Raw genomic sequence first — 12821 nt, forward strand, 5'->3', positions numbered from 1 at the left:
GAGATATTCGCTGGAGAAGAGTGGACTCTGATCCTCACTAGCACGTGTGCGGCGCATATTGCGCAAACATGATTGCAGACCTCGCGTTTCAAGGATTGAGCAGTTGATCGAGCGCTGCTCTCCCGGATAAGGCCTGCTCATGATCACAACTACTCCTCATTCTTCGCGCCTGGCCCGTGTCGTCGCGGTGTCCCTGTTGGCCGTGCCTTTATGCGCTGCCGCGGCAGAGACGGAAAAGCCTCTTGCGCCGAGCACAGTGCCATCTGCGATAAAGGCGACGAATGACATCATTGCCCTCCCGCTCAACCCAACATTGCCTGCCGGACAACGGCTGTGCACGTCCAGCACGCCTTCGGGCCTTGGCTACACCATGCTCCGTCAGGCAACCGGTCCCAAACCTACGAGCGCTGACTATGTCCTGGTCAACTATATTGGCTATCTGGCTGCGACGGGCGCTGTCTTCGATCAGGGAATGCAGACTGCTTTTCCCGTGAGCGGCGTGATCCCTGGCTTCTCCGAAGGTCTGCAGATGATCGCAAAAACTGGTGTCGCCCGGATCTGCGTGCCTGCCGCGATGGGTTATGGTTCGGAAAGCTCAGGCCCGATCCCGGCCAACTCGGATCTCGTGTTTCAGGTCGAACTGCTCGACTACAAATCCGCCGCCGAAGTTCAGGCAATGCGAGGGCCCGGAATGGATACTGAAGAACCTGTGAGCGGCAATTAAGTGGGTGATCGCCAGATGTGGAGATGCTCGCTTAACGCGAGCCGACTTCACCGATGAACGCTATCCTGCGCGCCGCGCAGACCTGCACAACCGTGGGCGCAAGACGCACCGGGAGTAGCCCCACCCCACACAGGTCAAATGGCAAGCACTTCCAGGTTCGCCAGCAAAACCATCGGTCGCTTGCCTTAATCCGATCTTTGAAAGCGACCGTTGTTTCAGGCTGAAACCGAAAAGAGGCGCCTGCCCTTTTCGGCTGTTTTTCAGCGCTTACCCGAGGCTGCTTCGAATACCGGTAACGGGGCTTCGCGCGCATCCTTCAGGCTTACACCCATGGCTTGAGCGAGAGTGGGTGCGATCCGAAGCATGTCCACCACGCCGAGATCCTGCCCGGCTTTGATGCCCTTGCCCTTGATGAAGAAGGAAGCGTTCATCGCCGAAACTTCGGGGAGATAACCGTGCGTTCCCCGGGTGGTGGGGAGAGTGACCAGCCTGTCCCCGACATAGCTGCCGCCCAGCACGGTGCCCGGCTTCATCGCCAGAACGAAACTGGCGCCGGGATAGCCGCCGAGCTTCTCGACCTCTACGCCTTCGATAATGCGGTCAATGCCATTGGCGGGATCGGCCGCTAGGCGGCGCAGCAGATCTGAAACCCTGGCCCGTGCTGCGGCGTCTAAAGGGTCCTTGAGCAGGATGGCATCGCCCCAGCGTTTCGCGGTCCAGTCCTTCACCGCGACCGCGCGGCCCGGCGTTAGTGGCTCGATCTCGATCAGACCGGCCTCGATCAACGGAATATTGATGTTGAGGATGCGTGTATATGCAGCCTGTCCATGATCGGACACGACGGCGATCACCGTGTCGGGATCATTCGCCAGCGCGGTCGTAATGATCTCGCCAAGGACCGCGTCTTCATGCTCCATCGCCCGTTTAGCTTCGACGCTCCATGGTCCGTTGGCATGGGCCGTGTGATCCACCGAAACGGTGTGAAACATCATGAAGCTCGGCTTGTAGCGGTTCATGATCTCGGTTGCGAAACGCAGCCGGATCGTGCTGCCGGCTTCATCGGCGTCCTGGTAATAGCTGCCGAGCTTCGATTGCAGATCAGTCAACAAGCCGTCGGGGCGGGCCATGGCTTCCTGAAACTTGATGGCGATCTCGGACTTGTACGGGTCTGTATAGGGCAGATTATATTTGATGCTGGGGCTGCCGGCGGTGTTCAACCAGCCAACGCTGCCGGTCTCGATCCTGGCCCGCGCAGCGGCATCGTAGAGTGCATCCACTTTGATATCGCTGGCGAACGTGCACAAGACTGAGGCGAAACCATCACTCTTCAGCGGATCATTGCCCGTTATCCCATGTTTCGAAGGCGTCACGCCGGTGACGATCGACGCATGGCTCGGGCATGTGACGGTGGGCACGACACCGCGAACCCCTTTCGCGTAGCTGCCGTCTTTCATGAAGCTGCGCAAGGTGGGAACCTTGAGGCCCAATTCATCAGCCTTGAGGATGTAATCAGGCCCCATCGCGTCGATGCTGACGAGCAGCAGCGATTCTGCGTGAGCCGAACCGGTTGGATAGATGGCGAGCGTGCAGGCAAACAGGATGGCTTTGCGCCGGAAGTCGATGGCCATTGGATAGTTCCTCGATTTTGAAAAGGCGCGCGGGAAGACCCGCGCTGCCCTCGTCGATGTGCTAGAAATTGAAGCGCACGCCCGCGCGGAAGGAGCGGCCTAGATAATCATAGCCATTGCCCGGCGTCATGATGCCCCACTGGGGATTGCTGACGCCGATCCCCTGCGCAACGGGTTCAGGATCCTTGTCCGCAAGGTTGGTGACGGCGAAAAAGCCTTCCAGTCCCGCCATGAATTCATAATTCAAGGAGAGGTCGAAGTAGAGCGCGCCGCCGTAGCGATTGTTGCTGATAGTATCCTTGGTGGCGGTTCTGGCGGGGCAGTTGCTGGTGCATTCGATGTAATCGTTTGAGTAGACGCCGGATGAGATGCCCCGTGCGGTCAGCGCGCCAGTGAATGCACCCTGCTGGTAGCTCGCAGAGATGTTGTAGCGCCAGCGAGGCATGGAGGCGTTCATGCCGAGAGAGTTTGAATCGACCGCCCCTGGCAGGCCGCTGTTCGTCACGTTCTTCAGGCCACGAGTGGCAAGGGCGCGGATGGAAAATTGGCCGTTGCCTACTGGCAGACCGTACCCCAGCTCGAAATCAAGTCCGCGCACGTTGAACAGGGCGAGATTGACCGGCACCTGCGTGATCGCGGTGAAGTTGTTTGCGCCGTCGCGGCCCACAAATTCGCAATATTGCGGGAAGCGCCCCGAATAGCATCCGTCGATCAGGCTCGTCACACTGATCGTGGTGATGGCGTCCCGGACGTTGACGTCCCAGTAATCCACCGAGAAGGTCAGTCCGGGGATCCAGCGCGGTCGAAGCACAGCGCCAAACACGGTCGTGTCCGCTTTTTCCGGCGCGATTTGAGGGTTCCCGATGGTGGTGAATTGCGTCGTCTGGGTGGTTCCGGTCCATGGATTGAACAGCGCCTGGGTCAGCACCTGCCCTGGCTGAAACAAGATGGACAAGCTACCTGCACGAATGTCGCGGGACCGTGTGGCGCGCAGGGTCAGGTCGTCGATCGGCGAGTAAGTGAGGCCGATCTTCCAGGGCGTCACGCCGCCGGCTGTGCTGTAATGTGCATGGCGGATCGCGGCGTTGAGCTCGAGCGATTTGCCGAAGGACGAGTCCTTGAGTATCGGGACGACCGTCTCAACAAAGCCCTCGGTTACGTTGTAAGAGCCAACCAGTGGTTGGTAATTGCCGGCCCAATAGCCTCGTGCCTGCGAGATCGGATCAGACCAGCCCGTTTCCTTTTCGCGGCGATGTTCGACACCGAAGGCGACGGAAACGGGGCCAGCCCAGGTGCTCAGCGGTTCGCCATTGAATGAGGCAGCGAGAATGTCCTGGGTAACCCAGCCCTTCATGCGCGCGACGCCCATCACATAGTTCAGACCTGATGATGTGGCGACGCCGGTGCCGAGAATATTGAAGGGCGAGCAGCCGTCATTGGGATTGGTCAGGGTCGAGCGGCAAACCGGCACGTTGTTCGGTCCCATCACCGCATCGATGGCACGCCGATAGTTGGCCATGATCGGTGCGCCATAATCCTGCGAGAAGTCGCTTTTGTTCCGCGTGGCGTAAGCCGCCCAGGTCCAGTTCGAGCCGACTAGGTCGAAATTTCCGCTTCCGCCCAGCGTGTAGCGATAGAGTTGCTTCTCTGTCTGGTAAGGCAGAGCACCGATCGCTTGGTTCCACGTGCCAACGGTCAGGCTCGTCAGGTTGCTGGCATCCATCGCCGCGCCGACCGAGGCTGGCAGGAAAGCATTGTCGCGCTGGATCGTAAGTCCGCCATACTGATAATATGGCGTCGTCAGCGTATCCACATAGGCTCGGCCGTACATGAACTGGGCATAGAGGTTGATGTTGTCCGCAACATCATAGCTCGCCCGTGCGAAGACATTCTGATGCGACAGAGGGACTTGCATGTTCTGTGTGATCGGGTGCCAGTCACCCATCTGCCAGTCGCCGCCGATCATATATGCGGCACCGGGAGCATATTGGCCTTGATTGAGCTGAAACGGTTGCCCACCCGGCCCGAAAACGATGCCGGTGAGCGGCCCGGCCGTGACGATGGCACCGGGCGCGACCTGTCGCGGTCCGACATGTTCGGCCAACAAGATATAGGGCTGGCCATTGCCGACAGCGTAAGCGGGGTTCACGACTCTGCGGAACCCCTTGTACCAGTCGCGCGCCACGCGTTTCACGCCAGCGTTGTAAGAGGTTTCTGCGCTGAGGATCAGGTGGCCGCGACCATCGGCGAACTTCGTGCCAGCGGTTAGCGACACCTTGTAGTTTTCGTCGTCGCCTCTTTGGGTGACGCCACCGGAAAGTTCGCCCTTTATTCCGGTGTAGTCCTTGTCGATCACGAAGTTGACCACGCCGGCGACGGCATCGGAGCCCCATGCGGCAGAAGCGCCGCCCGTGACGATATCCACGCGCTTGATAATGCCGTTGGGGATGGCATTGATATCGACATAGTCGCCTGTATTGGCGACTGGCAGACGCTGATTGTCCAAAAGGACCAATGTCCGTTGTGGGGAGAGGTTGCGGAGCGACAGTGAGCTGATCCCGGGCAATCCGGCGCTGGTTGTGCTGCCATTGTTGTAAAGGCTTCCGGCGAATGCCGGAATCTTCAAAAGATAGGTGGCGATGTTGACGGATGCGTCGCGCTTGATCTCTTCTTCGCCAAGCACCGTGACAGGCGTGGGCGCGTCAAAGCCGTCACGCACGATCCGCGAGCCGGTGATCGTGATCTGTTCGGTCTCTGATGGATCGCCAGCCTCATCGACAGCTGCGGTCCGGCGCTCGGACCCTGCCAGCGTGCGTGGGGTGCGACGCTCGGCACTGCTGCCTTGAGCAGCAGGTCGACCGCGCACGATCAGAAATGCGTCGCCACGCTTCTGGTAGGTCAGGCCAGACCCACGCAGCAACTGATCCAGCGCCGTCTCGGTGGACGATGCTGCCCGGATGGCGGGGGCCGCTTTTCCACGAAGCAGGGTTTGATCGACAAGGATTTGCACGCCAGACTGGCGGGATAGAGCACTGAGCGAATCCTCCAAACTCGCTGCAGAAAGCGTAATGCCGCTCTGGGCCAGCGCAGAAGATGCGCCGAAAGCGCCAATGATAAGAGAAAAAGCTGCGACGCTCGCCCGAAGCGAACCATGAACCGTAGACACCGAATGTTCCCCCTGAGTAAATGAATGGGTTCAGAGAGAAAGACGTGAGCAATCTCGAAAATTCACAAAGTTTTTTGTTTCAATTTTGTTACGAGTATTTTGACGATATGATAAATCTATTTTGAATCTAAAATAAAAGTGCCTGAGGCTTGGTGTATTCTGAAATCGTGGGTAATTGCCAGATTCTCAATTTGACCGGTAGGATCGGAGAGTCTTATCCGACCGCTCACGGGCTTTTTGGCCAAAGCGTCATCGGCAATCTCGATCCGTTCGAGTGAAAGGGCCTCAAGATCCGCAATGACTTGGCGAAGCGGCGCGCCCTTATATTCGACCCATTCGTTGCGCCATCGCGCAACCGCAGTCGGATCAACGTCCGCAAGACGGCGCAGGCTTGCCCCCTCGAGAATGGCGGCTTGCTTTTCCTTCAGCCGTATGGGCCGACTGAACCAGCCGTTCCGCCCAAAATCCACGACCCCCGACGTGACCCTCACGCGCGTGTCGCCCGGCTTGCTCAAGACCTCGAAGCTGGTTCCGATATCCACGATACGCGCATTTGGCGTATTGATGCGGAACGGACGCCGCGCATCATGGGTCACATGGGCATAGAGCGCTCCGCGCGAGAGTTCGACGGTGCGGTCATGTCTTGTGTATCGAACCTCGATTTTTGCGCCGCCCGCTAATGTGAGACGAGTGCCGTCCGGAAGGCTGACTTTGCGGACGCCTCCCCCCTCTGCCGCGTATTCCTGCGGGCTGGCAAAGTGCAGTTCGAGGACGGGCTTGGCCTGATAAGCGACGGCGCCGATCAGCAGCATGGTCACGCCGCTTGCAACGACCGTGCGTCGCGCTGCCCCTCGTCGGCCGTAAGCTCGCACGGCCGCGTCCATATCTGGCCCCGTGACGCGACGCCACATCGCCTCGAACACCGTTGCACGCCGCGGATCGCCATCAAGCCATGCGGTAAAGGCGGGTGCATCAAATGGTTCGCCGCTTGTGCGACGCTCCACCCACTGGGCCGCTTCCCAACGTGTCGAGTCAATCTCGGACAGAACCGCCTCGCTTCTCGATCTTCTCGATTGCCATATCTAGATCGAGCATGGCGCGTGCGACATGATTGCTCACCGCGCTGGGAGAGAGCCCCAAGGCGTCGGCCACGTCCGCGCCCGAATCCCCGTGCACGCGCCGACGAATGAAAACCTCTCGACGCAGACGCGGCATCCCCTTGAGGACTTCCGCAACCAACGAAATCAATTGCCGCCGTTCCAGTTGGCACTGGACCGTTGGTTGTGGGCACGGAATATCGTCTGACAGTTCGACAGTCGCCCGGCGGCGCAGGTGCCGGGAATAATCGCGGACAAGGTTAAGCGATATGCGGCGCAGCAGCGCCTGGACGTTTGAAACTCTGTTCTCAGGCTTGGCCTCGAAGGTGAGCAACCGGAGATAGGCTTCCTGAACGATGTCCTCGCTGATGGTCGTGTCGCCTACCCGCCGGCCGACATATCGCAGCAGATCGGCTCGCTGTGCGGTCAAATGGGGAGCAGATAAATCCATCGCGCTGACGCCCCTATCCGTGGGCGATGACAACTTTATTGCGCGAACGATTTACGGGGGGGGGCCTGTCTCTTTTTGCCTGGTTTGAAGGAATTGGAGATGAGCAGGAGGGTGCGCCGCCCTCTTTGATGAGCTGCTCGAACCATGCCAATGAGGTGATGAGCCTGCCATGGCGTTGAAATTGCCGATTGCTTTAAGAGCAGGCATTCCTGTCTGCGTCTGACGCTGCCCCCGATATCGACTGGCGAAAGTGGCTATCGTCGCGATGAAAGGAGGGCAGCAAGGCCAGCGAGAGCAGCCGCCGAAATAGGCGCAGACGTTGAACTCTGACCATCAAAATGCATCACAAGCGCTGCAATCAGAGCGCCAGTCGTTTGGCCGACGAGACGGCACTGGGCAAGCATGGCCGATGCTGCACCCACTCTTTCCAGGGGACCTGTTCGAAGCATCACATTGTTGTTTGGAACCTGGAAGAGGCCAAATCCAATTCCGCACAGTGCCATTGCGAAGCCGACAACCGGGATCGGCAGGCGCGGATCGATCATCATAGCGAGACCGAGAAGCGCGACAGCCATGAGTGAGAGACCAGCGGCGCTCAGGGCACTTGCCCATTTATTGTTCGCGACACGGCTGCCCAAGGGCGCCGCTAGCGCAACCCCTACCGGCAACGGAACGACGAGGAGGCCGATAACAGCTGCGTGGAGCCCCAATCTTTCTTCGAGTAGAAACGGCAGCGAGATCAACAGGCACATTTGCGACGCAAAGCCGCTAATTGACGCAGCATAGGCAAAACGGAGCCGCGGGATCCGGATCAAGTCAATCGGAACCAGCGGCCTTGGATCGGACTTTAAGTGACGGAACAACAGAAGCGCTGACAGACCACCCATACTGAGCGTGGCTACGAGCCACAAAGATATGCTGCCGTGGACTGCTTCTGACACCGCCAGAAACAAGGCGCCGAACATTACTGCATTGAGCACAGTCCCCTGGAAGTCGAATTGGCGACTAACCGGCATCGTCCGCGGACCAAAACCTTGCACGAGCGCCAGTGCAACAGCACCAATCGGGATATTGATCAGGAACAGCCATGGCCAGTCTGCGAAGAGGAGCACAAAGCCAGCGAAACTCGGCCCTGCCGCAGCCGTTAACGAGATGACGAGCGCGTTGTAACCAATGCCGCGCGCCAGAAGATGGCTAGGCCAGGTGACACGCATTTGCGCCCCGTTTACGCCCATCATGGCAGCCGCACCGACGCCTTGCAGAAAGCGGCAGCCCGCTAGCACCTCAAGGGTCGGCGCGAAAGAGCAACCCAGGGACATCAGTGTGAACAAGCCCAAGCCGGCTTGATAAACGCGATGATAACCCACGCGCTCGGCGAGCGCGGCGACAGGGAACAGCATCATTACCACTGCAATCTGATATGCCGTCACCACCCAGGTCGCGGTGGCAGGCGCGACGCTGAGATCTCGCGCGATGGTGGGCAGCGCGATGTTTGCCACGGAAGCATCGAGGGCTGACATCGCCATGCCGAGCCACAGGCCAGTGAGCGCCAAATGTCTTCGCGGTCCTTGCAACCCTCCAGGCGGATCAAACCGGGCCGTTGCAACCATGCTCACACATCGACGTGACCGGCGTACCGATCAGTCGTGCGGATCAGCCGGTCGAGGATACCGGGCTCCGTGAAGGCGTGGCCAGCATTTTCGATCAAGTGGAAATCGGCTTCCGGCCAGGCTCGATGTAATTCCCATGCGGTACGCGTGGGGCACGCCATGTCGTAACGTCCCTGAACGATTGTTCCTGGAATACCGCGCAGCTTGTGCGCGTCGCGTATCAGTTGACCGTCCTCAAGCCAGCCATTGTGAATGAAATAATGATTTTCGATCCGGGCGAATGCGAGAGCAAAATGACCATTCTCGAAACCCGAGGACGTTGCGGGGTCGGGAAGCAGTGTAAGCGTGCGGCCTTCCCAAAGGCTCCACGCCTTCGCACATTCCAGCCGCACATTTTCATCATCGCCCGTCAACCGCTTACGATAGGCAGACCGTAGGTCTCCTCGCTCCTCGAGGGGAATAGGTGCAACGAAGGCGGCCCATTTTTCTGGATGCACCTCCGATGCGCCATATTGATAATACCAATCGAGCTCGGCTTCTCGGACAGTAAAAATTCCTCGCAGCACAAGCTCGCTGACCCTGCTTGGGTGCGTCTGTGCATGGGCTAAGGCCAGGGTCGATCCCCATGAGCCGCCGAAGACAAGCCACTGTTCCACGCCCATGAGGGTCCGGAGGCGTTCGATGTCGGCGACAAGATGCCATGTCGTATTCGCTTCCAGTCCCGCGTGAGGGGTCGATCGTCCGCAGCCGCGCTGATCGAACAGCATGACGTCATAGAGGTCGGGGTTGAAAAGGCGCCGGTGGCGGGGAGAGATGCCGCCTCCGGGTCCGCCGTGGAGGAAAAGCGCGGGCTTGCCGCCTCGTGTGCCGCTGCGCTCGTAATACAGAGTGTGGCCATCACCAACATCGAGTGTCCCGGTCTCATACGGCTCGATTTCGGGGTAAAAACCGCGCAACTCTGTCATATTCTATCCTGCTGAAGCCTGCGGGGAATGAGCTCGCTGCTGTCGGCGAGCTCGGCGAGCTGTACAGCCTGCGCCATCAAATCATGATGGGGTGCGCGGTGACAGGCCGGATCGGTGAGCGCGGCGTCGCCGGCCAAGGCGAGCGCCTGGCAGCGACAACCGCCCCAGTCGATCTCCCGGCGGTCGCAGGTGCGACAGACATCCGGCATCCAGTCGGTACCGCGGAAGCGGTTGAAGACATCTGAGCTGGTCCAGATTTCTTCAAGGCTCGCATCACGGACCGATGGGAATGTAAAGCCAGGCAGCGTCTCGGCAGCGTGGCAGGGCAATGCCTTTCCAGATGGCGAAACGTTGATGAAGCGATTGCCCCAGCCACCCATACAGGCTTTGGGCCGCGCTGCATAATAATCGGGTACGACATAATCGATCGCGATGCGCCCATTGAGCCGGGCCCGCGCCGCTTCCACTACTTCGTTCACATGGGCGAGTTGCTCGCGAGTGGGCAGGAGGGCATTCCGGTTGAGCAAGGCCCAGCCATAATATTGGGTATGAGCAACCTCGATACGCTCAGCCTGCAGGGCTTCACCCAGCGCGATCATCGCCTCGATCCGCTCGATATTCTGCTTGTGAATTACGAAATTGGCAGTGAGCGGCAGGCCGGCCTCGCGGATGCGGCGGGCCGCCGCCAGCTTTTTATCATGCCCTCCACGATAACCGCCGAACCTGTCGCCATGTTCGATCGTCGCGTCCTGGAAGCTGAGCTGGATATGATCGATACCCGCATCGAGCAACGTTGCCATCGCAGCATCGGTCAGCAACACGCCCGAGGTGATGATGTTGGTATAGAGGCCGGCAGCGCTCGCGCGGGCGACAAGTGGAGGCAGATCGCGTCGCGCCATGGGTTCGCCGCCAGAGAAATGGATCTGCAGGATGCCGAGCGCCGCGGCCTGATCGATTACGCTATACCAATCTTCCGTGCTCAGCTCGTCCCTTGGCGCATCGAGCTGTAGGGGATTGGAGCAATAAGAGCATTGCAAGGGACAGCGGTGCGTCAGCTCCGCAATCATACCCATGGGTGGCGCCGGAGCAGTCATTCAGCGTCAGTCAGCTGGATCACGCCCCGCGAGGAGAGATCCTCCAGCGCGGCAATCACATCGGTGGCGATTTCATCGCGCGGCGCATCGAACCTGGCGGCCAGATCATCGATGATCGTGTCGATCGAGCGGGCCCCGTCGACCAGCTGGAGAATCTCGACCGCGATCTCGTCCGGCATGAACAGCTTCTCGGGCGCGAGGATGATCCAGCAGTCGCGCACCGTGTCGAAGCGGAACTTCACGCCCCGCCTGAAGCTGGGCACGGTCATGCCGACGCTTCCGGCACGAAGGCACCTGGTGGGATGAAGCCCGGCGCGACATAGGCGAAATAGAGCCCGTCTAGCTGGCACCAGAGCACATCACATTTGAACCGAAGCGCAGCCAGGACCGCCTGCTGCTTCTCGACCGTATCGGCATGTGCTTTGACGTAAGCCAGCGCCCAATCGCTGTCCTGGGGTGCCTGCGTCAGCCGCGGCGTGAAATAGGCGAGCGTATCCTGGGTGATCCAGTCATAATTGGCGAGCATACCCGAGACACGCTCGGCGATGATGGTGGGTGAGAAAAGCTCGGTCAGCGAAGAAGCGACGGCCTCCAGCAAGGTCCGGTCGCGTACGAAATGGACATAGGCATCAACGGCGAAGCGCGTCTCGGGAAGAATCTGCGTCGTCCCTTCGACCAGCGTACGGTCGAGGCCGACACCCTCGGCAAGCTTTAACCACCGCTCGATGCCGCCGGGCTTTTCTCCATTACCGTCGTGGTCCTCGATCCGGCGACGCCATTCGCGGCGCTCCTGCGCGGTTGGCAGTCGCGCCATCAATGTTGCATCCTTTGCAGGGATGCTCGCCTGGTAATAATAGCGATTGAGCGCCCAGGCCTGCACTTGTGCCCGATTGAGCTTTCCGTCGTGCAGCAGGCGATGAAACGGATGATGGATATGATAGCGCTCGGCGCCAATCTGGCGCAGCGAAGCCTCGAGCGCCTCGGGTGTCAGCAGTGCGCCGTTCAAAGAGTGAACTCCAATCCATCGTGCCCGACGGTCCAGCCCGCCACTTCCGCTTCGGCGCGCTCGGCGCTGTCCCCCAGCAGCACAGGATTGCTATTGTTCATATGGATGATGACCTTGCGACCGACATTGATGCTTTTGAAAGCCTCAATCGTGCCTTCAGGACCGCTGAGGCTCATATGCCCCATACGCCGACCGGTCTTCTGACCAAGGCCAGCAATGACCATCTCGTCGTCCCTCCATAGGGTGCCATCGAAAAAGATGATGTCCGCCCCGTCGAGGCGCGCGCGAAGCTCATGGGTCATCGCCGCGCAACCGGGGATGAACACCATGCGCCTGGTCCCGTCTGTGATCTCCAATCCCACCGTTGTGTCGTCGACCACGATCGGCGGCGGCTCGCTGCCGCTTTCGAGATAGAGGGGCACCTTGCCGGGAACGGCGAAAAATTGTGCGGCAAGCGATCCATCGAGCGCGAACGGCGCATTGAGTTCCTGCGTGCTCCGGCTGACGACATCGCGCGCCAACACCTCGAAGATCGGGTTCGCTTCAAGCACCTCATGGATGCGCTGAGTGGCGTGGAGCACAAACGGCTGCCGTTCGCGCAGGGTCAGGAGTCCCGCGATAACGTCGACGTCACCTCCCGTCAGGACGACGCCAGCGATCGGCGAATGACGCAGGCCTTCCTTGGGATGCAGAGCGGGCGTGTCGTTGATCTGCTGCCGTAAGTCTGGCGAGGCGTTCAAGATATACCACTGCTCACCGTTGCTGCTGACAGCGACGCTCGCCTGAGTTCTGGCAGGAGCGAGAGGATCACCCGACCGTGAGCGATTGCACCCCGGTGCGTTCGAGTTCCACTGGGGGAAACCGCCACCGGCAGCCGCCCCCAGCACGATGATTTTCACGCTTTTATGCTCAGGCGGTCAGTTCCGCGCATGCGTAGCAATTGATCTCCGCGCCGAGCGCGATTTCACGGATCTTGGGGGCCTTCCACTTCATTCCAGTTCTCCTCTACCGTTCTTTCATCGGCCTCACTGCGATACCCAGGTCGTTTTTCGATCACGGTCCAAGGGGCAAAATTGCAGA

The 12821-nt window shown here is 59.7% G+C and carries 12 protein-coding genes; 1 reads left to right on the forward strand and 11 read right to left on the reverse strand.

The genetic code is table 11. The features are described from left to right. Positions 1 to 370 precede the first annotated feature (370 nt). Entirely contained in the window at positions 371 to 724 is a 354-nt protein-coding gene (locus tag ACNAOH_RS03480) for an FKBP-type peptidyl-prolyl cis-trans isomerase (RefSeq protein WP_443971388.1), read from the forward strand. Between the two features lie 260 nt (positions 725 to 984). Here the strand turns inward: ACNAOH_RS03480 and ACNAOH_RS03485 are convergent, their stop codons facing one another. The 11 genes from ACNAOH_RS03485 to pqqA all read right to left on the reverse strand — a co-directional run bounded on the left by ACNAOH_RS03485 (position 985) and on the right by pqqA (position 12734). Beyond that, positions 985 to 2352: an alkaline phosphatase family protein gene (locus tag ACNAOH_RS03485; protein ID WP_443971389.1), complete on the reverse strand. Its 1368-nt coding sequence runs from the start codon at positions 2350 to 2352 to the stop codon at positions 985 to 987. A 61-nt stretch (positions 2353 to 2413) separates the two neighbouring features. Further along, positions 2414 to 5518, reverse strand: a complete 3105-nt coding sequence (locus ACNAOH_RS03490; protein WP_443971390.1) for a TonB-dependent receptor domain-containing protein — start codon at positions 5516 to 5518, stop codon at positions 2414 to 2416. A gap of 116 nt (positions 5519 to 5634) precedes the next feature. After that, the gene (locus ACNAOH_RS03495; RefSeq protein WP_443972034.1) at positions 5635 to 6330 is read right to left on the reverse strand and encodes a FecR family protein; all 696 of its coding nucleotides are present in this window, start codon (positions 6328 to 6330) and stop codon (positions 5635 to 5637) included. Positions 6331 to 6550: 220 nt separating this feature from the next. Continuing rightward, complete coding sequence (locus ACNAOH_RS03500) at positions 6551 to 7066, reverse strand: RNA polymerase sigma factor (RefSeq protein ID WP_443971391.1); 516 nt, start codon at positions 7064 to 7066, stop codon at positions 6551 to 6553. A gap of 254 nt (positions 7067 to 7320) precedes the next feature. Continuing rightward, positions 7321 to 8619 (reverse strand): MFS transporter, encoded by a 1299-nt coding sequence (locus ACNAOH_RS03505; protein ID WP_443971392.1) that lies wholly within the window; start codon positions 8617 to 8619, stop codon positions 7321 to 7323. Positions 8620 to 8678: 59 nt separating this feature from the next. Further along, positions 8679 to 9641: a prolyl aminopeptidase gene (gene pip / locus ACNAOH_RS03510; protein ID WP_443971393.1), complete on the reverse strand. Its 963-nt coding sequence runs from the start codon at positions 9639 to 9641 to the stop codon at positions 8679 to 8681. Beyond that, entirely contained in the window at positions 9638 to 10714 is a 1077-nt protein-coding gene (pqqE, locus tag ACNAOH_RS03515; protein ID WP_443971394.1) for a pyrroloquinoline quinone biosynthesis protein PqqE, read from the reverse strand. The genes pip and pqqE overlap by 4 nt, the downstream gene beginning before the upstream one ends. A gap of 17 nt (positions 10715 to 10731) precedes the next feature. Continuing rightward, positions 10732 to 11004 carry a pyrroloquinoline quinone biosynthesis peptide chaperone PqqD gene (pqqD, locus tag ACNAOH_RS03520; RefSeq protein ID WP_443971395.1) on the reverse strand — a complete coding sequence of 91 codons (273 nt, stop codon included), beginning with the start codon at positions 11002 to 11004 and terminating at the stop codon, positions 10732 to 10734. Next, positions 11001 to 11741: a pyrroloquinoline-quinone synthase PqqC gene (gene pqqC, locus ACNAOH_RS03525; RefSeq protein ID WP_443971396.1), complete on the reverse strand. Its 741-nt coding sequence runs from the start codon at positions 11739 to 11741 to the stop codon at positions 11001 to 11003. The genes pqqD and pqqC overlap by 4 nt, the downstream gene beginning before the upstream one ends. Continuing rightward, positions 11738 to 12640 carry a pyrroloquinoline quinone biosynthesis protein PqqB gene (gene pqqB, locus ACNAOH_RS03530; RefSeq protein WP_443971397.1) on the reverse strand — a complete coding sequence of 301 codons (903 nt, stop codon included), beginning with the start codon at positions 12638 to 12640 and terminating at the stop codon, positions 11738 to 11740. The genes pqqC and pqqB overlap by 4 nt, the downstream gene beginning before the upstream one ends. 10 nt (positions 12641 to 12650) lie before the next feature. Continuing rightward, a complete protein-coding gene (pqqA, locus tag ACNAOH_RS03535; RefSeq protein WP_443972035.1) occupies positions 12651 to 12734 on the reverse strand; it encodes a pyrroloquinoline quinone precursor peptide PqqA in 84 nt (27 codons plus the stop codon). Between the last annotated feature and the right edge of the window lie 87 nt (positions 12735 to 12821).

Source organism: Sphingobium sp. CR28 (assembly GCF_052327305.1).
In the GTDB taxonomy this organism is placed as follows: Bacteria; Pseudomonadota; Alphaproteobacteria; order Sphingomonadales; family Sphingomonadaceae; genus Sphingobium.

Excerpts from the sequence above, each read along its gene's own strand:
- pqqE (WP_443971394.1), bottom strand. The coding sequence starts at position 10,714 with ATGGGTATGATTGCGGAGCTGACGCACCGCTGTCCCTTGCAATGCTCT.
- pqqD (WP_443971395.1), bottom strand. The coding sequence starts at position 11,004 with ATGACCGTGCCCAGCTTCAGGCGGGGCGTGAAGTTCCGCTTCGACACG.
- pip (WP_443971393.1), bottom strand. The coding sequence starts at position 9,641 with ATGACAGAGTTGCGCGGTTTTTACCCCGAAATCGAGCCGTATGAGACC.
- ACNAOH_RS03480 (WP_443971388.1), top strand. The coding sequence starts at position 371 with ATGCTCCGTCAGGCAACCGGTCCCAAACCTACGAGCGCTGACTATGTC.
- pqqA (WP_443972035.1), bottom strand. The coding sequence starts at position 12,734 with ATGAAGTGGAAGGCCCCCAAGATCCGTGAAATCGCGCTCGGCGCGGAG.
- ACNAOH_RS03500 (WP_443971391.1), bottom strand. The coding sequence starts at position 7,066 with ATGGATTTATCTGCTCCCCATTTGACCGCACAGCGAGCCGATCTGCTG.
- ACNAOH_RS03485 (WP_443971389.1), bottom strand. The coding sequence starts at position 2,352 with ATGGCCATCGACTTCCGGCGCAAAGCCATCCTGTTTGCCTGCACGCTC.
- ACNAOH_RS03495 (WP_443972034.1), bottom strand. The coding sequence starts at position 6,330 with ATGCTGCTGATCGGCGCCGTCGCTTATCAGGCCAAGCCCGTCCTCGAA.